The sequence below is a fragment of the Stenotrophomonas sp. GD04054 genome, assembly GCF_029836955.1.
GTDB classification, from domain to species: Bacteria; Pseudomonadota; Gammaproteobacteria; order Xanthomonadales; family Xanthomonadaceae; genus Stenotrophomonas; species Stenotrophomonas maltophilia_A.
Genome location: NZ_JAOECR010000008.1, coordinates 65,243 through 85,054 on the forward strand (window position 1 = coordinate 65,243; position 19,812 = coordinate 85,054).

Annotated in this window: 20 protein-coding genes; 5 read left to right on the plus strand and 15 right to left on the minus strand. The window is 52.0% G+C overall.

Annotation, left to right across the window (positions count from 1 at the left end; translation table 11 throughout):
- Positions 1-84: 84 nt before the first annotated feature.
- The 5 genes from N7573_RS06465 to N7573_RS06485 form a co-directional block, all read right to left on the minus strand.
- Positions 85-600 (minus strand): hypothetical protein, encoded by a 516-nt coding sequence (locus N7573_RS06465; RefSeq protein WP_279912026.1) that lies wholly within the window; start codon positions 598-600, stop codon positions 85-87.
- A 91-nt stretch (positions 601-691) separates the two neighbouring features.
- Positions 692-2,932, minus strand: a complete 2,241-nt coding sequence (locus N7573_RS06470; protein WP_279912025.1) for a fimbria/pilus outer membrane usher protein — start codon at positions 2,930-2,932, stop codon at positions 692-694.
- Between the two features lie 11 nt (positions 2,933-2,943).
- Positions 2,944-3,585, minus strand: a complete 642-nt coding sequence (locus tag N7573_RS06475; RefSeq protein ID WP_279912024.1) for a fimbria/pilus periplasmic chaperone — start codon at positions 3,583-3,585, stop codon at positions 2,944-2,946.
- Positions 3,586-3,697: 112 nt separating this feature from the next.
- Entirely contained in the window at positions 3,698-4,039 is a 342-nt protein-coding gene (locus N7573_RS06480; protein ID WP_143048216.1) for a hypothetical protein, read from the minus strand.
- A 129-nt stretch (positions 4,040-4,168) separates the two neighbouring features.
- Positions 4,169-4,849, minus strand: a complete 681-nt coding sequence (locus tag N7573_RS06485; protein ID WP_279912023.1) for an SPOR domain-containing protein — start codon at positions 4,847-4,849, stop codon at positions 4,169-4,171.
- A gap of 181 nt (positions 4,850-5,030) precedes the next feature.
- On the opposite strand from N7573_RS06485, the gene N7573_RS06490 reads away from it, so the two are divergent.
- Both N7573_RS06490 and N7573_RS06495 read left to right on the plus strand, forming a co-directional pair.
- Entirely contained in the window at positions 5,031-5,447 is a 417-nt protein-coding gene (locus N7573_RS06490; RefSeq protein WP_279943106.1) for a hypothetical protein, read from the plus strand.
- Positions 5,448-5,530: 83 nt separating this feature from the next.
- A complete protein-coding gene (locus N7573_RS06495; RefSeq protein WP_279912021.1) occupies positions 5,531-5,860 on the plus strand; it encodes a hypothetical protein in 330 nt (109 codons plus the stop codon).
- Positions 5,861-6,075: 215 nt separating this feature from the next.
- On the opposite strand, the gene N7573_RS06500 is transcribed toward N7573_RS06495, so the two are convergent.
- The 4 genes from N7573_RS06500 to N7573_RS06515 form a co-directional block, all read right to left on the minus strand.
- Entirely contained in the window at positions 6,076-7,428 is a 1,353-nt protein-coding gene (locus tag N7573_RS06500; protein WP_279912020.1) for a hypothetical protein, read from the minus strand.
- A 78-nt stretch (positions 7,429-7,506) separates the two neighbouring features.
- On the minus strand, positions 7,507-8,232 hold the full coding sequence (locus tag N7573_RS06505) for a hypothetical protein (protein ID WP_279912019.1): 726 nt from the start codon (positions 8,230-8,232) through the stop codon (positions 7,507-7,509).
- A 72-nt stretch (positions 8,233-8,304) separates the two neighbouring features.
- Positions 8,305-9,252 carry an SOS response-associated peptidase family protein gene (locus N7573_RS06510; protein WP_279912018.1) on the minus strand — a complete coding sequence of 316 codons (948 nt, stop codon included), beginning with the start codon at positions 9,250-9,252 and terminating at the stop codon, positions 8,305-8,307.
- Positions 9,252-9,464, minus strand: coding sequence for a hypothetical protein (locus tag N7573_RS06515; protein WP_279912017.1), 213 nt, complete (start codon positions 9,462-9,464; stop codon positions 9,252-9,254). Before N7573_RS06515 ends, N7573_RS06510 begins: the two co-directional genes overlap by 1 nt.
- 194 nt (positions 9,465-9,658) lie before the next feature.
- On the opposite strand from N7573_RS06515, the gene umuD reads away from it, so the two are divergent.
- A complete protein-coding gene (gene umuD, locus N7573_RS06520; protein ID WP_279912016.1) occupies positions 9,659-10,045 on the plus strand; it encodes a translesion error-prone DNA polymerase V autoproteolytic subunit in 387 nt (128 codons plus the stop codon).
- Between the two features lies 1 nt (position 10,046).
- Positions 10,047-11,309: a Y-family DNA polymerase gene (locus tag N7573_RS06525; protein ID WP_279912015.1), complete on the plus strand. Its 1,263-nt coding sequence runs from the start codon at positions 10,047-10,049 to the stop codon at positions 11,307-11,309.
- A 51-nt stretch (positions 11,310-11,360) separates the two neighbouring features.
- Here N7573_RS06525 and N7573_RS06530 read toward each other — a convergent pair whose 3' ends face one another.
- The 3 genes from N7573_RS06530 to N7573_RS06540 form a co-directional block, all read right to left on the minus strand.
- A complete protein-coding gene (locus N7573_RS06530) occupies positions 11,361-11,786 on the minus strand; it encodes an H-NS family nucleoid-associated regulatory protein (RefSeq protein WP_279912014.1) in 426 nt (141 codons plus the stop codon).
- A gap of 117 nt (positions 11,787-11,903) precedes the next feature.
- A complete protein-coding gene (locus N7573_RS06535) occupies positions 11,904-12,260 on the minus strand; it encodes a hypothetical protein (RefSeq protein ID WP_143048221.1) in 357 nt (118 codons plus the stop codon).
- 71 nt (positions 12,261-12,331) lie between these two features.
- Complete coding sequence (locus N7573_RS06540) at positions 12,332-13,342, minus strand: zincin-like metallopeptidase domain-containing protein (RefSeq protein WP_279912013.1); 1,011 nt, start codon at positions 13,340-13,342, stop codon at positions 12,332-12,334.
- Positions 13,343-14,124: 782 nt separating this feature from the next.
- Between N7573_RS06540 and N7573_RS06545 the strand changes: the two genes are divergently transcribed.
- Positions 14,125-14,658 carry a type 4 pilus major pilin gene (locus N7573_RS06545; protein ID WP_279912012.1) on the plus strand — a complete coding sequence of 178 codons (534 nt, stop codon included), beginning with the start codon at positions 14,125-14,127 and terminating at the stop codon, positions 14,656-14,658.
- On the opposite strand, the gene N7573_RS06550 is transcribed toward N7573_RS06545, so the two are convergent.
- The 3 genes from N7573_RS06550 to N7573_RS06560 all read right to left on the minus strand — a co-directional run bounded on the left by N7573_RS06550 (position 14,655) and on the right by N7573_RS06560 (position 19,688).
- Positions 14,655-16,514, minus strand: coding sequence for a DUF5906 domain-containing protein (locus N7573_RS06550; protein ID WP_279912011.1), 1,860 nt, complete (start codon positions 16,512-16,514; stop codon positions 14,655-14,657). The genes N7573_RS06545 and N7573_RS06550 overlap by 4 nt on opposite strands.
- 683 nt (positions 16,515-17,197) lie before the next feature.
- Positions 17,198-17,965: a hypothetical protein gene (locus N7573_RS06555; RefSeq protein WP_279912010.1), complete on the minus strand. Its 768-nt coding sequence runs from the start codon at positions 17,963-17,965 to the stop codon at positions 17,198-17,200.
- Positions 17,958-19,688 carry a tyrosine-type recombinase/integrase gene (locus tag N7573_RS06560; protein WP_279912009.1) on the minus strand — a complete coding sequence of 577 codons (1,731 nt, stop codon included), beginning with the start codon at positions 19,686-19,688 and terminating at the stop codon, positions 17,958-17,960. Before N7573_RS06560 ends, N7573_RS06555 begins: the two co-directional genes overlap by 8 nt.
- Positions 19,689-19,812: the final 124 nt, after the last annotated feature.

The following is a 19,812-nucleotide window of genomic DNA, read 5'->3' on the forward strand; positions in this document are numbered from 1 at the left end:
ATCAAGAGTCAATAACCCCACATATGGCATTTGCAAATAAGAAAGGGCCCCAGTTGGGGCCCTTATTACTATCAAACATACATATCAGTAGTTAAAGGTGATTTCCACGTTAGCGCGATAAGCATCTGCTTTAGGAAGGTTCAGGGCTCTACCGTTTGCGTCGACGTTAGGAACAAACACAAACTTGTGCTGATCGAGGCCTCCTGTAGCCACCCCGCTCATAGCTTCGCTATTTGAAAGGGTGGACCATGGCACGCCCCCTTCGAATCGAGTGTCCGTCAATAAGTAGGCAGGAACCTTATCACCTGTAACATCACCTGTTAGCTCGATAAATCCACCTGCTCCTACACCAGCTTCAATTGTATAGGCGGCACCCTGATTACACTCAACGTAAATATAGCCTTCGGGGCCAGAAGTGATAATACTACCGGTTTCACTATTGAAAACCCTACCCTGTAGCACCTTATCATTGAGTTCAAAATGACAGACGGATTCAACATCAAGAACAAGCTCCAGCTGATCATTGAGAGTGGCGGCGCTAGCAGAACCAGCCAAAGCCATTGACACTGACATGGCGGCACCAAATAAAATCTTACGCATATTTATATATCTCCTATATTTGGGAAGGTCGAAAGGCCGAATTAGCCCATCTCCTTTATTAATAACCCCAATTTAGAGTTGCGCAAGGCAATTAGAGGCAAATCAGTTCAATTTTATCTTGAATGCTGGGCAGAACAGCTGGCAGTTGAGCTTGACAGGATCCTCCAGCCGGAAATTCAACTAAAATGCTCTGACCAGGCTTAGGATCCATTAGCACTGCGATGCCCCCATGACCGACAATGACCCTTTCAGTGTTTGTGACGGCTGCAGCAGAAGACAGGACAGGCTTCCCATTCGCCGTAAGCTGTATTTCAACCATGCTCATGCTGGACACATCAAACTTTACCTTTGCTCCGCCATTGCGGCGCGCTGTGTAAGGCATGGAATTCGTCTCTATGCCGACTTCAAATGGAATGGCCGTAGTGTCGATGGACACCCTGGATTGAGTGAGTGGGCGGACGTTTGGTAGGACTGCAATGCCCCGCTTATTAGTGCTGACGTTGAACGCTCCAGAGCCAGCTACTGGAACGCCCTGTTGCCCTGGGACCTCAACGACCGCAAATGAACCTGTTGAGTAGCGTTGTGCTGTGACACCGCCCTCCCCGATCCATAATGATCCTCGTGTGCGCGTGCGGATCTCTGTGCCCCGTTCGTCATCAGTGATGGAACCACGAACGTCCAAGCGCTTTGTTGCTGTAGAAGCCTCAACCTGGCTGCGTGTGCCTCTTTCCCGGTCCTCGACTGAAGCTGACCACCGGACCCGCTGATTTGAGATATCTGTCTGGCCTTGAGCGTTAGCACGCACAGTCAGATCAGGCGACTGCCTCGCGGAGATTGAAGCTGAGGTGTTGCCGAAGTTGTGTCGGAACGACACGTAGACCGCATCTTCTTTGGTTTCAAAGTCCCTTCCCACGCCAAACCCGAATTCGCTCCTATTGCTCCTGTATCGCCCTGCAAGGTCGACTCGTTGACGACTGGCACCAGTGGCGTAGTCAATGCGAGCGGCCGCCAGAGAGAGTGACCAGGGCTTGCCAAGTGGATTCAGCGAAAGGCTTCCCGTTGTCGTTGTAGAAAGCGTGGAACCAGCAGCCTGGTTTGCTTGTGATAGCTGCCAGTAGTTCTCGCTGTAGCGAGTGTGTCCCACTTGAGCCGCCCAGTTGCGAGCCCTGTATTCGTAAGAGACCGATAGCGAGCTTCCATTGCCCTTTGCTGTAGTGCTGGTAGCTGCTTCAACAGCGACAGCGCCCGCAGTGCCCAGGATGATTCGATTTGAAAGGCCAACGTTTGTGTTCGTGCCGTCAGTCTGCAAAGTTGCGCCTGCGGTCCAATAATTGCTTACGCCTTGTTCGATCTTGGCAGTGACAGCAGGCGTCCTGTATGTATCACTATCGACACGCACAAGCCCGGCTGCAATGTCCCATTCTCTCTGGCCCTTGGGCAGGTTTGAGTTCGTCATGTAGAAGCGCTGGCTGACTACTTCTTCTCTTCCGAACTCATCGCGGATGACAACTCGAACATCATTTGATCCTGGCGATACTGGCACACGACCTAGATCCCACGGGCCTGCGGCCACATTGCGGGAGCCCATCTTGTCGTTGTTGACGAATATTTCTGCGGCACTGCGTGTGTCCGCCACACCGCCTATCAGCGGAACAGGCGTGAATTCTTGATCCCTGCGAAGCAATCGGTCTGATCCGACGCGAACGCCCGCAAGATTGACCGTGCCTGTCATAGCAGAGCGAGGAGTGAACACATCGCCCACCTGGACTGCAACTCCTCGCTTCAAATTATCAACGTTCCAAGTGCTGATGCCGCGTCTGTAGTCAGTCAGATTTTTCGTTGTGTTCAACTGCCCCGTTGTGATCAACGTGCCGGGCCCCACGCAAATGCGGGCATCATGAGCACCGCTCACAGCGTAGGATCCAGCGTCATTCGTGCGGGTAGCAATGTCGTAGTTAAGCAGCACGCCGTTGGGCTGCGGGTCTACTTCTGTCACCCTCGCTGGGCGATTTCCTGAGAGGTTCTGACGCGTCATCAAGGATGCTGGCGCGGTGATCTTGAACGCCTGTTCTGCATCATCGAAGGACACTAACAGACCCAGATCACTTGAAGAAATGAGGCCTGTCTTTCCCTGCAATGGAAGCGTCAGGTTGGGTAGTGATCTCCAATCTTCTACGGACAAGTAGATAGAAGAGTTCTTTGCTTTGATCAGTCGCGCAGGTAGAACCTCCCTCCCTGAGAGGATCACTGATGCGAGGATTTCCGCTGTGTCCTGTGGCTCGTTTGCGTTTGCGTAGATGGGAAAGCAAGCAAGAGCCAGGGCGAGGGCCATGGCTCGATACTTCATCTAACCGCCAATTCTTGAGTTACGCCATTGACAACGACACTGATTGAACCAGGCTGAGATTTTGCCTTCAAAGGAACCCTTAGCACTTCCGTTGGCAATACGTAGCCCACAAGCCCGTTTTTATTCTCAGGCCCGGCTGTCAGATTAGTAAGCTGCGCTGTTGCGCTGCCGGTGTTTTGAATAAGCAGACTCCCTCCCTGCCAGCGTGCCGAAAGCTGAGGTTGCGCATCCTTAGGACGCCAAAACCAGGGCGAGTCGATTTTTACGGTCTGATGCAGGCCTGGGAGCTTTGCCACTTCAGGATCTAGTATTTCTTGAACTTGTATTCTGTATGCCTGCTCACTGTCAGCCGGGTTTGTTTTTAGATAGCGAACGATCTGACGCTTACCCGGCTGGATTGTGATAAGGCTAGGGGCAAAGCGGATATCTTCTGTTTCACGCCTCTCCTGCTTACCGTTTTCTACTGTCCAGGCATCTGCAGAGACTTGATAGGTTTTGGGCGTTGAGTCCGTGTTAGTGATCGACAGAACACCAATTTTTTGGCTTGGACTGTAGATAGCAACAACAGGAGACACTTCCACGGCATATGAAGCTAGTGGATTTGCAAGCGCTACAGCCAATAGTAATTGTCGCATCATTCGTATCTCCACTTGTATTCAAAGGTATACCTTTCATACAAACAGAGAATTTGAATTGCGCAAGAGCAAGTCAGTTTAAATGCCAATGAAGGAGAAGCGGCAATCCTTATCTTCAGCGCTTCTCGTCGCGAACTTCGTCAAGTTTACGGCAAACCCTATCCAGACTGCCTTCTACATAATTTCCGCTTGAATCCCTGTATCCAGCAATGAAATTAACTCTCATGATCAGCCCGCGCTCTGGATGGCCCTCAGGACCGTTTAGGGTCTGATTGATAGGAGCTATAGCGTTATCAATCTTCCACGTCGTCCACCACGCAAGGCAAGTGAGTGTTGCCATCATAGACAGAAACATCACAAGGAGTGCACCCGCCCTTGCCTTCTCTATTCCATCTCTAATAACTTCAAGATCCTCGGCAGTTAGCCCGCCCTTTTCCTCTTGATTGTAATCGTTCACCGTGACCCTCCACTTGTATTCAAAGGTATACCTTTATACAAACAGAGAATTGGAATTTCGCAAGCGCCAGCTAATCACACCAACAAAAAAGGGCCCAGCCGGGCCCTTTATGTGGAAATATGAATTCAATTAGAGACTGTAGACAATACAGCCCTTCAGCTGGGGCGTTGACGCTATTGTGCCAGATCCTTCGCACAGCAGTGTAACAACTTGATCCCTATTCAATTGAACCGCCTGCGCAGCTGGAATATCCCGCGCGTAAACATCCTCGAAGCGACCACCCCCAGCGAGAATTACAAGAGGTTGATCCCCGACCCCTGAACGGATTGAACGTATCTGACCGGTCACAAGCATTCTTTTGCGCTTGTATTTCTGATCCGCCCTCACTTCGTTTTCTGAATAGGCCTGAAAGAGTTCAATGGGCGTCGCCCTCATCACTGCTGGCTGAGCCGCTGGGCCGACTGTTGAATCTAGCGTAATGATTTGCGCTTTAACATCACTACGCAGCGTGAGCCCCTTCGCTTTCGCATCCTCTGCTTGCTGCCATGTTGAAAATGGTCCTAAACGCACGCTCCACGCTGACCGACCATTAATGACCGTTGGTTCGCTAAAACTAGGGATTTTGGACCTTTTCACATACGCCATCACTGCGTCAGCGTCCGCTTGATTGGCATAGGAACCATAAGTCACAGCAAAGGCATGAGACGATCCATCCGCAATCCTTGAATTGCTCAAGCCCTGGCCTGCGCTTGCCAGGGGCAAAGCTCCAAGGCACGCAGCAAGCAAAACCCCCTTAAAAATGTGATTCATCTTCAAACCCCAGTCCATTGAGTCGAAGATGATACCGCGCCGGGGCGACCTCGGGCCAGCACAATAATTTTCTATCTATCGACTCTTCTACGTTGAATCAGTGTAGGTTACGACTCGCCAACAACCACACAGCGAGCATGTTATGCGAACCATAATTTGTTTTTGCATTGCAACAGCATTCGTGTCATTTGCCGCTAATGCCAAGCCGAGCCTTGGTTGCCAGGAAGCAATAGGGAAAGCCAAGCACGTGCAAATCGTCTGGAATTCAGCCTCCCAGGATCTGCCGGCGACGGAGCATGTAGAGACCTCTGTTGGCCGATTGGCGCTGGCAGCAGGCAAGGATGGCTTCACTGCCCTGTCCCTCAATGGCAAGCCTGTCCAAGTTCCGTCCAGTGCCGTGGGAACGCTGGCCTATGGGCAGGTCTATGACCTGGGCAAACAGATCCTGGTGGCAGCGTTCGTGGAGCGTCCTGATGACAGCAGTGCGGTCCCCAGCGAAGTGCAGTTGCTGTTGTCAGGCGATGGGAGCGTGTTGAACAGCGCAGTTCACTCAGGGACTGCTCCCAGCAAGGGCTTCTGCTCACGTGCAGATGGCTGAGAGCCGGACAAGGCTGCTGGTCGCCCCTATAATTGCGTAGGGGCCAGCAGGCCACTGTTCCTTAAAGAAGAAAAGGAAGTCTCTTGAACATCGCGAAATTTCTCTTCATGGCTGCTGCGCTAGCTCCGGGCGTTGCAATGGCAAAGCCGAGCTACCTGAAGTGCGAGCTTGTGAGCGCTCCGAAGTATCAGCAGTTCAGTTCGCAGCGCCAAAAAGATGCGTTCTTAGCTGGCATTTTTGAAAAAGGAATAGCAGGCTTCGTTGTCCCTCCTTCTTCGACCTGGAAAATTGACCTCGATGCAGGTCAGGTCGAGGATCTTGAAAACGGCCCACGCTGGGCAGTGAAGGACCTCAAGGTAACGCGGAGGGGTTCATTGAAGGAAAAACACAGTTCGGAAGTGATTTCCTACTGAGCCGCGTTACGGGCCAGCTGTCGTATATCAAATATTCTGGAATAGATAGCTTTGTCCTGGAAGGGATCACCGTCCCCACCTACGGCGTTTGGGTCTATCAATGCAGCGCCACCAGCGAGAGAGTTGTGTAGTGTGATATCCAGATAGAAAAAAGGGGCCTTAGGCCCCTTTTTTTTGCTTGGTGTATGCGCCAACTGTGCGAACAAGCGCTTTCTTTATGACTGCGTCACCACAGCTTGCTCAGTCTCGCTCTCAGCCTCATTCTCAACGCGTGGCTCAATGACCGGCCAATTCTTCAGAGAGTAATCTCGATGTGTTCCCGCATACTTGATTACGTCAAAAACAATGCGCTTGAATGCCTCGTAGCAATGGAAGAACCCATCAAGGTGGGTCTGCGTTGCATCAGTGGTAGGCTCTAGAAGCCCGCCGTGCGCCGCTTTGTTACGAACTTTGTCCCATGCATCAAGCATGTCCTTAGTCAGAATTCCATCCGCAATTAGTCGGCGGAATGAAACCTTCAGCTTGGGCAACTTGCTGTTCTTCAGCGAACTCTTGAGGACACCCAATGCCCTGTCGTCTATCTCAAGATCGCTCGCAGAAATCTTGGCAATAGCGTCTTCAAGAAGGGCTGAAAATTCCTCGTCAATGTCACTTTCGAGATGATAGAACGTGCTGATAAGGCCTTCAATGGATGAAGCGATGACCTGGACACTGTTCTCCATGTCATTTTGATACGTCTTTAAAATGCGATGGAAATAGTGATACAGGACCTCTTGAACATCTCTAGTTGTCGCATCTGACTTAGCCTCGACCCATAGAGTCAGAAACGCGTTCCAATGCCCGCGATAGATCCATTCTCTCGGGATGAACTCAAGCAGTCGACTCCCTTGAGGACGCAGCCCATGGGGCAGAATAGTTACTTCTTCTTTATCACCCTTGATATGCCAGCTGCAGCAAGGAACGGGAGATTGTCCAGCGAGCAGGCTGACACCGGTCAAAAATGAGCGGCTATTTTTTTCAAAGTCAGGCGCGAGCGAATTGAACCGAAGCTCTACATTGCCATGATGGTCTTTGATCGCCCTCCACGTCCAACCTTCCAGCTCACACTCGAAATCATTCTCATGCGGACGAAATGGAAGCATTAGCTCGCCAGTGAAATACCACCCACAGTATTCCTTGCCATTCTTGTTTGCATGAACTGAGCGCGCAGTCTTCAACTCGCTTAGTTTGGCGGAAATTTTTAAGCTATGACCATGGCTTCGGTTGATGAGTTGACCCTCAGAAATCCACTCATGCCCGTTGTGATCTTGGCCCTTGATTGAATACAGCCCATCGTCTCCGATGAGCTTCCCAGAAATGTAATTGTTGAGAAGAGCGTAGCGGTCGTAAGGGCCTTCTATGCTTTGGCACACAAGAACAAACTCAAGCTCTGCATCCTTGTTCTGAGAAACGATGCCAACACCTTTGAAGGTTATCGGATCATTGTCAACGCATTGAGTCACTTGACAGTCAACGAGCTCCACACGAAATTCGCCGGACTGCAATTGGTCTCTAACTTGTTCAAACATGTTGCCCCCTGGTAGTCCTTTATTGTGTAGTTTGATGCCCAGATAGGAAAAAAGGGACCAAGGCCCCTTTTTTCTTCTTCAATCTTTGTGCCATCCTGCCCAGCGGAACGTTTCTGCGATCTTCGATCCACACGCTCCATTGCGCCAAGGATCTTGGGGATTTTTAGTTACGCACTGAACCCTCTTAAGCGCCCCATCATCGATGTTCCAGATGACGCGAAGGCTATACGGGATCTTGTCAGCTGAAGCATCAATAGACGTGTCAAGCTCTGTAATGTAGACAATGTGTCCAGATTCTTCCACCCGCATCGTGCTGGCAGTAACCTTCACGGCGTTAACAGCAGCCTGATCTCCACCAGTTCGCGCAGAGAAATTGTCTTTGATCTGCTGGATGTAATGCCCTTCCATCAGCCTTATGGTCTCGGGCGTCACAGTGGCATCGAGCTTGTCGGGAGGGAGTAGTTCTATTGCTGCGTTGACGATAGGCAAGCGGCCTTCTGCAGCCCCCTGCGAAGACGTGATAGGTGCTGCTCTAGCTTCTACATGCTGTGGCTGAATCACATAGCCCAGGTAGGCTCCGCCCAAGATCATGACAACCCATGCGATGACTCGGCTCTTGATCATGATCAAAGCGGCAAGAAACAAGGGAATGAAACTGTAGCCCAACCAGTGCGCGTAGCTGAGCGTAAGCATGTAGAACCCGGATCCGAGCGGCGTAAACCCATGCGCAATTCCAGCAGCCACGTAAGCAACGAACGGACCAAATATAAGAAGCGCAAGATAGTTCAATGTGCGAACCGGCATGCGCCGCTTCCTTGCCATCGTATCGTCCACGTGTTCCCACCCCTGTTTTATTTTTGGCGTGGTGATCTTACTTCATGCCGCAAGCCGATGCTCATAGTAGGGGTGACGGCGGTCATCGAAGATAGCGAACATTGCCTCCAGGTTGTTGGGATCAGGCGTTAGCCAAGCATCAGCGAATTCCGGCTTGATGTTGATGATTGTTCGATCATGGCCCGCAGCAGCAACCTCGGGCTCAGGTTCGTCTGTGATCGCAGCGAACGAATATAGGTCAGGTTCGACGCCCGTGGGATCGACCCAGTGTGACCACAAGCATGCGATATACATTGTTTCACCTGTGCTGGGATTGAACTGGACCTCATGTGATGTGCCATCAGGTCCCTCAACCATTTCATAGAATTGCTCTGCCAACATGAGTCCATGTGTATGGCCGAATTGCCTACGCCAGAACCGGGTAAGGTTGTCGCGCCGCGCATTGTAGGTGCCGCTTACCTTTCCGTTTTTTGACCTGTCAATTGACGGATCTTGCCCAGCAGGACGGCAGTGATAGCGCATCGGCCTGACAATTTTTTTCCCATTCTCAACGATGAGAACTGGGGCATACCAATCGGGCCAAATGCGGTTGTCTCTTTCAGGATCGAGGGTGGATCGCATTGCGTCAGTGATCCATCTCTTCATCTGTTTGACCTTGTTGCTACCAACGCGCACATCTGTCAGCGCTGCCTTTGTCTCTTTGACAGCTAGCTTTCGCTCAGCGTCAGCCACTCTCTTGGACTGCTTGAACATCTCTTGCTCGCTGGCTGAGATGATCCCTGCGTTATAGCTTCTGATGAGGTCATGGATCTGCTTCTCCTCAGGCGTTTGAGGATCTTTGAAGGAAAGATCCATACCCTTGGGAATTTTCCACTTCACGCCTTCGGCTCGTCGCAAATATAATTGGACGAACGCCGCGATATCGATATCAGCGCCAAAATGGCGCACATAGGTGTGGTAGTCAGCCCACACTTCTGCCGAATAACACATCACTCGCTCCTGAGGTTGTGCCGGGCGAGCATTTCATCAATTCGCCCCGCTACTTCGTCTGAGTGCTGCCCAGCCTCGTCCTCAATCAGATCAGCCAAGCCCGCAAAGGCAGGCCAGAAGTCAGCTGGGTCAGGGTATGCCTGGATCATCCCGGGAAGGGCTTCTTCCAACGCATTCAGCTTTTCTAGCAGTTCAGCTAGTGGGAGGGCCATGGGCGATCCTACCGGGTCGTTAGTGAAATTACTAATTCGGAGCTAGACTGCCGCTCCCGGTGCCCTTTGTCGCAGCCGGTGAGTCAGCGATACGTGAGAGTCCAGCCATGTCTACCAGCCCCTTCCCTGCACCAATGCCTCCAGGCCTCCTGGGCGCTGCGGATGCCTATGCTCCTTCCCTTCCGCTACCTCTCATGCCCGTGCGCGTTACATGCGGGTTCCCGAGCCCTGCAGAAGACTTCTTCGGCACTCATGATCTGTTGGACCTCAACAGCCGTTGTGTAGACAACCCCGTCGCTACCTTCTTCGTAGAGGCCGACACCGGCACGTCCATGATCGAGTTCGGCATCTTCCCAGGTGACACCCTGGTTGTGGATCGCAGCAAGACAGCCCGCCACGGCGATATCGCAATGGTGCTGTGGGAAGGCGGGTTCACTGTGAAGCAGTTGCGCCGCGTTCGTGGTCGCTTTGAACTTCACTCTGGCAACCCGGACAACGCTCCAATTATGGTTCCAGAGGATGTGGAACTTGATGTGTGGGGCGTAGTGACCTGGAGCCTGCGAAAGCAGCTGAGGCGCTGACATGCTAGGCCTTGTGGATGGCAACAACTTCTATGCCAGTTGCGAACGTATCTTCAACCCTTCGTTGCGTGGCAAACCTGTCGTTGTGTTGAGCAACAACGATGGCTGCGCCATTGCACGTAGCAGCGAGGCCAAAGCACTGGGTATCAGGATGGGTCAACCCATACATGAAGTTGAGCCACGACTTCGACGCCAACTCAAAGTTCAGTCTGCCAATTTCGCCCTTTACGGTGACATTAGCGGACGCATCGTGAGCATTCTGCAGGACCTGTTTCCGCAGGTAGAGGTCTACAGTATCGATGAGAGCTTCATATCGCTAGATGGCATTGCGCCGCGTGAAAGAGAGCGCATTGCGAAGGAAGCCAGAGAACGAATAATGAAATGGACTGGCATCCCGTGTTGCGTTGGCATCGGACCTACAAAGACGTTGGCGAAGCTATCGAACAAGCGGGCAAAGAGCACAGTTGATGGTGTGATCACGACACTACCTGGTGCTGCAGCACTCGATGCTTTTGCTGTTGAAGATGTGTGGGGAGTTGGAAGGAAGCTCACGGCCAGGTTGGGAGCGGACGGCATCATGTCTGCAGGAGATCTGGTGCGCGCTGATCCAGAGACTCTGCGCTCGCGCTATGGCGTCACGCTTGCCAGGACACAAAGGGAACTTCAGGGGGTCATGTGTTCTGATCTGCTCGAAGAAGAGCCTGATCGACAGCAGATTGTGGTGAGCAGGTCGTTTGGCAAGGAAGTGATCGAGCTAGCTGATCTACAGCAGGCAGTTGCAACGTTCGCCATCAGAGCGATGGAAAAGCTTCGCAATCGATCACTAAAGGCTGCTGGCGTATGGGTCTGGATGAATACAAATCCCTTCAAGCAAGACGCACCGCAGTATCACCCGAGCAAAGCGTTCAACTTCATCGCGCCCACTTCTGACACGCGTGAGGTGCTGATAGTGGCTCAGGCCTTGGTCAAGGCGATGCATCGCCCTGGCTACCGCTTCAAGAAGGCTGGCGTTGGCTTGCTCGATCTGACGGCCAGTGATCAAGTGCAGGCGGACCTCTTCGCGAGGCCTGATCCCCGCTCAGCAAAGATGATGGAAGTCCTGGACGCTGCCAATCGCAGGTTCGGACGGGGTGCGATGACCTTCGCCTCTGCTGCAAAGATGCGTCGAGGAAGCGAATTGGCGGTGCCGGTTTGGGCTATGAATCAAAAGCACTTGTCACCTGCTTATACGACACGCTGGGACCAGCTTCTTAAAGTCAAATAATAAAAAAAGCCCGCCAGTGGCGGGCTCTAAGTGAAGCAAACTGGCTAGATATTAGGCAGCAGGCCACTTCTGGCCGGGATTGGCATCACGCCACTTCTTGGCCTCATCCGACTTTTCCCACTCCGCAAAGGTCGTGGGGGTGCGGCCACGGCCGCTCCAGGTGTCACCGCTGGGCAGCTTGAACTTTGCCGCGACAGGCCCACGGGTGCCAGCAGAGGCATTGGAAGAACCAGCCTTGCGGCCCGGACGTGAGGCACCGCCAACGAAACGGGCAATTTCGTTCTTCTGGCGAGCATCGAAGTAATCAGCGAAGTCAGACAGCAGGCTCACGATGTTTGCGTGTGCGCTTTCAGCTTCCGCCTGAAGCTCCTGCTTTTCCTGAGCTTCAATCTTCTGGAGTTCTTCCAGCAACTTCTTCTTTTGAGCAGCCAGGCTATCCAGCTTCTTGCCCTGAGCTTCAGACTTCTGTGAAGACATTGAATTACCCCTTGAGGAATTAATTACGATTAAACCACACTTGAATCGTAAAAGGTTACAAATGGGAAATCAATAGGCCAAGGACTGTTTTTTGCCAGGAAGGATGAAATTTAACGATCAATTCAGGCGAAGGGTTTCAAGAGAACGCCTTTCGTCCTCGCCCACCAGCTCTAGCGCTAGAAGATAGAGGCCCGCTGGCTGAATTTTGATGACGGGCGATCCAGGCATACAGAAGATAAGATCCGCATCATTGGCCGCTTCCACAGCGGCGGCGCACTGCTCCTCCTCGTGACCTGTTTCCTCCATTAGGTATCCCAGCAGGGTCCGTGGAGGTGGAGAACGACGCATCAAATAGTCGAACTTGCGCCACTCTGTGATTGTCTTATGACAAGCACGCAAAACCGCACCTGGACTGATCGAGGGAAGGCCCTCAAGACCATTACCCTCGAAATCGAATGAAAGCTGACGAACCATATTACCTCCCTGGATAACCGTATTTAAACGTATACCATCAGGCTAGTATGGATTAGCGTCTTGTCAACCTGTCAGATGACCAGCTCAACACCCCTGCTCTTAGATCTTTGCTTGGCGACCAAGGCTGGCGGACTGTCTATTTCAGCTGTTTTCTCAAGCGGTTTTGTAGGCTCGTGCTCATATTTTGCAACACCCAGGTGACTGGCTATGCCTTCAGCGTCTTTTGCGGCCAGTAGTATTTCGCGTGGATGTTCCTTCAGGATCTTGATCCAGGACGCTATGTAAGCGACATGTTGGCCTGGATCGTGACCTATACCAAGACGCTCGCCGATCATCATTGACGCCATTTCCGCGCGCAGTTCTTCTTTTGCGTAGCTCTCGCTTCCAAACGCCCCTGTCAAATCGCGATCAAGTCTTGATTTGTGGCCTGTCCAATGCCCCAGCTCATGCAGTGCGGTCGCGTAGAAGTTGTCAGTTGACTTGAAGGCCTCTCTATGTGGCAAATGAATGCTATCGCGATGCGGCGAATAGAAAGCCCTATCGCCACCATCGTGACGAATTATTGCGCTGGAGTCCCTTAGGAGCTCATCGCACTGAGCGTGGCGCTCGGCTTCTTTGGGAATTTGACGGACAGGTGCTACGGGCATTCCCTCAACTTGATTTCCATTAAAGACGGAGAAAAGTATGGGGATCATTCGCTTTTTCTGATGAGGATCAACCTCCTCCTCTTTTTCAAGGGCTTCAACCCACTTGACGCAGGTTGTTGACTTCTCCCCTTTGCGGACATGACAACCCAGATCTGCAGCTTGCTTGAATGTGAGCCACCGGTCATCTGTGTATCCATTAGCGCCCTGCATCATCAGCAACATCATGGCATTTGCGCCTGAGTATCCTTTGCCGGTGATGGCGTTGTAAGGCATACCCTCACCGAGTGGCCGTGACACCCCAGCCTTCCACGGTCTAAGCCACGGGGCAGTTCCTTCCTGAAGTGCCGCAATGACGCGATCAGCATAAAGCTGAGCGTAGTCATCATATTTCGTCGCCGTGCTGCCTCGCGCATTTGATTTCTTCTTAGCAGCCATGCTGATCTTCCACCGCGATCAAGACACCGCTACTAATCAACTCCTGAATATCATGGAGAGATACGAGGCTAACGCCTTTCGCTTGACCCGTATATATGGACGCGGTGTATCCAAATGCTGCGGGACGCAGCAAATAACATTCGCTTGCAGCTAGCGCATCAGCCAAGCCTACTGCATCTTCATCATATGCCTCTTGATCCAATTTCATTCAACACCCAACTTCTAATATCTACAAATAACTATGAAGCGTTTTTGGGAGTTGGCAATAGGGGCTTGACAAATCAATCAAGTTGATCATATTGAACTTAGTTACTTCAATTTTTTTTATTTAATCAAGTAAATTGAAGAGACTTTGTGATCACTTGATCTTCTTATGCTTTTTTGAAGGAACTTTAGGTTGTCCCCTAAACTTCCAAACAAACCGCACAAAGCCCCTCCCAGGAGGGGCTCATCTTCTTATTTGACGAACTCCAATGTTGCAGCTATTTGTAATATATGGACATATCAAATATTTATGAAGCTCTCATTTATGGAATAGCCTTTGGGCTACTTCATTTCTCGCTCGTGTGGTTCTTCATAAGGTCACTCGATGACAAGCGCCTGCTTGTATTCACGGCCACTGTGTCAGTCATTAGCGCCGTTGCGGGGGTTGCCGCCTGGTTGGTGAGACCACTGGCATTTAGCGACTCGCTACTAGACACGCACATAGTGACGTGGTTTTCAGTCTTAGGTATCTGCGTGCTTACTGCAACGATAAGTCGCTACAAACAGCTGAGCGCGAGATGAAACAATCAGGAAACTCACTGATTGAATTCTTGCTTGTAACAAGCGTGATTCTAGTAGTGACAGCGAGCATTTTGGCTCTAGCAGGTCAAACAGACAAAAGGCGGGTCAATGAGGAGCTAAGTGACTTAGCTTCTTTGACTGCCAGTGCAGAGCGATCCTTGGGAATGCCACAAGGTCACTATGAGGGGCTTCCTGGCAAACTGATTGAGGAAAAGCTTGTGCCAGCAAACATGGTTGACTCGACAGGTCACTTGCAGAGCAGATGGGGGCCTGTGGACCTTGTTCCTATCGATGTAGGCGCGAAGCGCCTCGCGGGCTACAGCATCACTTACCAGAACGTTCCATCGCCTGCCTGCCCGCTACTTGCCAAAGGTGGACCAAAGGACAAACGCTCGATCAGGGTTGATGACGTTGAAGTGGGAAGGTTTGGAAACATCAATGCGACTGCGCTTGCGCAAGCCTGTTCCAAGGAAACTGTCAATATCACGTTTGAGCATCATCTCAATGAGCCGGGCAAGCGACCCCTCTAGGTCCATTGCCCGGCCTCTGCGTCTGTGAGCTTTTCATACTGCTTTGAGCCCAGGATTTCTAGCGCACATTTTTCCGCATCGGAAGCACCTGACGGTTGACAGCAGATCATTCCAGATTGAACCATCGCTTCCCAGAATGCCGATTTATTCAGCACTTCTGACGGCTTCATGAGCGATAGCTCCACCCTCTTCTGACTCCACGCCTGATATGAAGAGAAGACCACGCCGCGCTCAACTTCTGCCTTGTCACTAGAAGAGACTTGCTCTGTCGTTGCCCACTCTCTGATCTGCTCAGTAGCACGTCCACAGATCATCACTTCATAGAAGTCCGCCTGCTTGCCTCCAACCCTGCGATTTGATTTGTGAGCTGGGTTGACCAGCCCAGCTTCTGACATACCGCGCCAAAACTGACGTGGTGTAAGGATTTCACCTGATTGATAACCCTGCAGTCCGCACCAGGCTTCATAGCCTGCGTAGATTTCTGTTAGCTGCACCCAGTGTCCAGGCTCAGAGACAACACGCATTTCGTCTGCCCAGGCACGGATACTGTCAGAGCCGTTGCGAGCCCTCTTCTTAGCGGCTCTAGCAGCTTCAGGTAGCTCCTGATCAGACAGTGGACGGCCGCGAGCTACAACGCGCCTTGCACCTTCAAGCATCCAGTCCAACACCAGCTTGCCTTCAGTCTCAAGGATGGTCTTCTGGAAGTCAGGGATGCGCTCACTCTCGGGGATGACAACATTCCATTGCACGACTGTAAGACGACGCCACACACCATCGGATTTGTCGCGAACAAAAGGAGCACTGTTGCTTGTGATCAACCACTTCGCTTTAGAGTGATAGCTAGCGAGGGCCTTTTCGTTTTTACGATCAATGCCTATGCCATTGCCTGAAACAAGCGTTTTGAAGCGCCCTTCTGCCCATCGTTCGCACTCAACCTCATCAACAAGGATCAGGCTTGCGCCCACGAGCGGTTCAAGGCTGAAGCGATCACCCAACGCTTCTAGACTCAAGCGAACAGACTGCCGGTGCATCGCTTCAACGAGCTCTGCCAGCGTAGATTTTCCTGACCCGGCTGCGCCATACCACCAAGCAGCTTTCGAATAATTTCCTGGCAACAGCGTCATTCCGCATTGTTCCTGGACTAATGCGCGAACTTCCGGATCCGGCAACGCGCGTTCCAGGAACTGTGCAAACTTTGACGTTTGAGGCAGCGCAGTGGTGCTGTAGGGGCGGTGTCCTGAAGCGCCACATTTGATGCGCACTGCATGTGTCATTCCCAGCGCAGGATCAGGCTTCAGCGCCTGAAATCCGGTGGGCAGGACTTCTATGTAGTAGTCAGCACAAGGAACAATGGCGCGCTTATCGCTCTGGACGGGCAAGGGATTGAGGCTTCTCAAGTCCACAATTGCATGTTCCCAGCAGGATACTGCCCTCTTCTGGCTCACAGCGTGTTTTGCATTGCTTTTAAGCCACTCTGAGGCCACTCCAACACCTACGTCAGTGCTGACAGCCTTCCAGAATGTTCCGTCCCATTTGTGAATGACAGCCCCTGACGCTTCAGACGCTTGGCATGCCCACTTGCCAATTTTTCCTGATGTGATTTGGCCTCCGAAAATATATTCAAGTGAAGGCGGCTTGACCTTACCTCGTGAATCGACTTCATGCGCAGCAACCCACTCTTTTTCGATCTTTGCCCTTTGCTTTGCTCTCGCCTCCTCCAATGAGGCTGTGTTTTCGTTTTCTATGACAACGGCCGCAGCTGGCGCGCCGCGCACACGTGAATAACGCCTAGTTGGCTCAAAGTGTCCTGAGGTGTTGACAGAACTCCCAACCGATGGAATATTATCTATACGCATGTTTTCTCCTTAAATCCTTCGCCCTGCCAGGCGGGGGATTTTTTATTGGTTGTTTGGTAAGGCGGCGTCTAATATGCGCCTAATTTTGTCGCTTGTAGATATTGTTGACCGCTGGGCCTCGGCCTGGAGTCGCAACGCCAACGCACGTTCCAGGCGCAGATTGATATGAACATCCTTTCGAACCGGGACCTTTGCCCTTTCAGTAGAGCTCTGATTATTGTTATCCACAAAATCTCCTGTATTACAGTTGGAATACATCCAATAAAACATAAGTTTTGGTTTCGTCAAGGGCCGTTATCAGCGACAAATGCCTGCTGGTCTTCTATGCCCGAAAACAGAAGACCAGCAGAAGACCAGCAACAAAGACCAGCAGCTGAAACCGTTGGTATATAAGGGTTTTGAAACAAATATCATCCTCTGCTGGCCTGCTGGTCTTAGAAATGCATATTTCTCACTGCGCATATTTGTTCTATATGCATGCACATAGAAAAAGTTGAAACAAAGGCCAGCAGGCCAGCAAGGCCAGCAGCGACCTCGCAAACCTTTATGGGGCAAGGCTTTCGGCCTGCTGGTCTTCCTGCTGGTCTTCTGCTGGTCTTCGTTTTGCCAGTGAGAAGACCAGCAGGGAGCAACAACGAAAAAGCCCCCATTTAGGGGGCTTTGTATAATTCAAACATGAAACATTAAATCCTGTCAGGCCTTTTAATACCAATGGATTTGGGGGTATTAACATCCAAAATCCGCTCTTCATCCATGGCTCTTTGAACCCTTCCTCCCGCCTCAATCGCGGCGATGAGGGATTTCAACTCAAAATGAGCAACTTCAGCGTAGGGCTCCCTATGCGCATCGCTCACCCAGGGAAGAGCAAGAGCGTCAATCAGTGAAACTTCAATTGTGTCTTCAAGATCATTCTGAATCACCTGCTCTTCTGGGAGTGACCAAAGATGACCTGCTATCCGCCCCTCGATAACGAGCCAAGGGTGGATATCTGAAACTCCTTCCAGACCATTGAAAGAAAGGACGCCAAGCCTTCTTGCCTTTTCCCTAGCCTTTGCAAGAGCATCCTCAGCAATTTTTAATTCAATCGTCGCTTGGATGCGATCAACATCACGCAAGACGGATTCAACCTCGCTCCTTTTCCCTCTTGTCACCGAGGATCCTTCTCGCGATTTCAAGAAGCGATCAAGGGACTGCAGGGTAAAGCCCATGTGCTGATTTACAGCCGTGGTGCCAGGGCGCGAGGGATTTTTAACTGGCTCAGGCCCTTCCCCCGCCCTCACCCATGCCCTTAGGGTGGTGTAATGGACACCCAAATAAAAGGCGGCAGCTTTTGTGCTGACCTTTGCTCTAACCCCGCTTTTAGCTTCTTCTATTTCCTCTTGCCACTGCGCCTTGTCAGGCGGGGGTGATACGGATACGGGATCACGCGACAGTGGAAATACATTACTCATCCGCTCCACCCTTTTCCTTCTCAGGCAGCAAAGGCCAGTCAACTGGCTTCAACTGATTGTAGAAGGTAGGTGCACTTGAAGCCATTAGCTGCTCAACACGAGACAGAGCCTCTTGCAGCTCATACCACTCCGGCTCCTGATAGCGAATAGTGGAAGCCGATCCGGCGTCAGGGTCCGTTGGATCTTTTGGAGCAAGGTGATTAAAGAGCCTGCTGACGATGCGATCAGGGATCTGAAGCTTACCTGCGTAGCGGCCTAGCGTCCTGCGTAAATCGTGGGGCGTTGGCCCGAATTCAACAGACAGCTTCTCGCCCAGCCCTTTCATAATGGCCTTGCTGTCCTTGTAATGCCCCTCTGCGGCCCGCGCACTACGCGCCGGATACACCCACCGGGCCCGAGGATCATCCGCCTCCAATCGCCTCTCAAAGCGGTGACGCATGAGGGCCGTGGAGAACGGGCCCAACGGCATGTTGTGATCGCGCCGGTTTTTAGTCTGAGCAAAGAATACTTGCGCCCCTTCTTTCCCGGTCATGGGATTGATGGACGTGCGCCCTTCTTTGCGGGCTTTGGGATCCATGGCATCAAGCCACACCCATGAAGTCGTTTCACGCTCACTCTCTGGCACGCGGTCGAACCATGCCAATTCTGCGGTTTCATTTCTGCGAGCGCCTAAGAAGAGCGTTGAAAGCAGGTAATAGACTCCGCTCTCATTCTGGCCTCGCTGAGCCAGACGCCTGCTCCAGAGGTATTCAATGGCTGCGCCAAGTGTTCCATCGGCCTCACCCAGGGGATTACGAACGCGGGCTTTAACGTAGTAGCTGTGAAGAGCCCTAGCATCGCGCATTCGTCCCTCTTCCCAGAGGACCTGGAAATCATTTCCAAAAATGATTGGATTGCGCCCTGCTTTTTTAGCCTGCCGCTTTTCCTTATCGATCACATAGCGCACAGCGCGCGATGCTGCGGCAAAGGTTTGTTCTGCGGCACTTACGCCTGCGGCTTTAATTCGAACCCGCATGGCTTCGCTAGCGACCCCGAGCTTATCCAACTCTTCCTTTGTCAGATTCACCCGCCCCACCTTCTCCATGCAGGCTTTGATTTCAGGCGTCAGCCGATTTGAGTGAAGCGCGGCAGAAAGCCAGGTTGCATTGAATGCCTTTAAAACATCTTCCTCGGTGATGTGCCTTATTTGCTTGCTGCCAAAATTGACCTCATCACGATCCAGGCGTGCGATTGTATTGTTAAGCATCTTGATAGTGCCCTCCGCCGCAGGTGGCGTGCGCCTGATAAGCATGTCGCGATAGAGAGTTATCGCCCCATTGACAGTCAATTGCCTCATTTCTTCAATGGTAGTCTCGGCGCGCTCATTGACCTTGGGATGAGCACCCGTTTCCTTCGACTCCTGGAACTTGTGGCGGGCCAGCCTATGGGCTTCTTCAAGGGACAGATCCCGAGTGTCTCCCACCGTGAAGCGCATCACCTTGCCATTGATCTTGCGCTGAACCTCGTAGCTGGCCTTTGTCTTTCCTACATAGACGCCAAAGCCCGTGGGAGCCTCCTTGCTCGCGTCGAGGAACCTCCAGGCCTTCCCCTCAGGGTTGGGCTCAAGGACAGCGTAGCCGCCTCTGGCGGAGACTACTGGACTGCCGCTCTTGTCTAGCGCTGGACGCATAGTGCTGCGAAGCTGTCGCAGCTGCTCTTCATTGAACTTCAAGCGAAGTGCCATCTAGTGTTCCTCCTGGATCTGGCTACCGCTGGTGCCCCGCACGGCCCCGGTAGCCAAATTCTGCCACCTTTTTGTGCCCTGCAGTGATTTGGCTACCCTGTGGCTACCTTCTGCGCTTCCAGAG

Excerpts from the sequence above, each read along its gene's own strand:
- N7573_RS06505 (WP_279912019.1), bottom strand. The coding sequence starts at position 8,232 with ATGCCGGTTCGCACATTGAACTATCTTGCGCTTCTTATATTTGGTCCG.
- N7573_RS06500 (WP_279912020.1), bottom strand. The coding sequence starts at position 7,428 with ATGTTTGAACAAGTTAGAGACCAATTGCAGTCCGGCGAATTTCGTGTG.
- N7573_RS06465 (WP_279912026.1), bottom strand. The coding sequence starts at position 600 with ATGCGTAAGATTTTATTTGGTGCCGCCATGTCAGTGTCAATGGCTTTG.
- N7573_RS06515 (WP_279912017.1), bottom strand. The coding sequence starts at position 9,464 with ATGGCCCTCCCACTAGCTGAACTGCTAGAAAAGCTGAATGCGTTGGAA.
- N7573_RS06555 (WP_279912010.1), bottom strand. The coding sequence starts at position 17,965 with ATGAGTAATGTATTTCCACTGTCGCGTGATCCCGTATCCGTATCACCC.
- N7573_RS06560 (WP_279912009.1), bottom strand. The coding sequence starts at position 19,688 with ATGGCACTTCGCTTGAAGTTCAATGAAGAGCAGCTGCGACAGCTTCGC.
- N7573_RS06550 (WP_279912011.1), bottom strand. The coding sequence starts at position 16,514 with ATGCGTATAGATAATATTCCATCGGTTGGGAGTTCTGTCAACACCTCA.
- N7573_RS06535 (WP_143048221.1), bottom strand. The coding sequence starts at position 12,260 with ATGGTTCGTCAGCTTTCATTCGATTTCGAGGGTAATGGTCTTGAGGGC.
- N7573_RS06485 (WP_279912023.1), bottom strand. The coding sequence starts at position 4,849 with ATGAATCACATTTTTAAGGGGGTTTTGCTTGCTGCGTGCCTTGGAGCT.
- N7573_RS06525 (WP_279912015.1), top strand. The coding sequence starts at position 10,047 with ATGCTAGGCCTTGTGGATGGCAACAACTTCTATGCCAGTTGCGAACGT.
- N7573_RS06470 (WP_279912025.1), bottom strand. The coding sequence starts at position 2,932 with ATGGCCCTCGCCCTGGCTCTTGCTTGCTTTCCCATCTACGCAAACGCA.
- N7573_RS06475 (WP_279912024.1), bottom strand. The coding sequence starts at position 3,585 with ATGATGCGACAATTACTATTGGCTGTAGCGCTTGCAAATCCACTAGCT.
- N7573_RS06545 (WP_279912012.1), top strand. The coding sequence starts at position 14,125 with ATGAAACAATCAGGAAACTCACTGATTGAATTCTTGCTTGTAACAAGC.
- N7573_RS06540 (WP_279912013.1), bottom strand. The coding sequence starts at position 13,342 with ATGGCTGCTAAGAAGAAATCAAATGCGCGAGGCAGCACGGCGACGAAA.
- N7573_RS06510 (WP_279912018.1), bottom strand. The coding sequence starts at position 9,252 with ATGTGTTATTCGGCAGAAGTGTGGGCTGACTACCACACCTATGTGCGC.
- N7573_RS06530 (WP_279912014.1), bottom strand. The coding sequence starts at position 11,786 with ATGTCTTCACAGAAGTCTGAAGCTCAGGGCAAGAAGCTGGATAGCCTG.
- umuD (WP_279912016.1), top strand. The coding sequence starts at position 9,659 with ATGCCCGTGCGCGTTACATGCGGGTTCCCGAGCCCTGCAGAAGACTTC.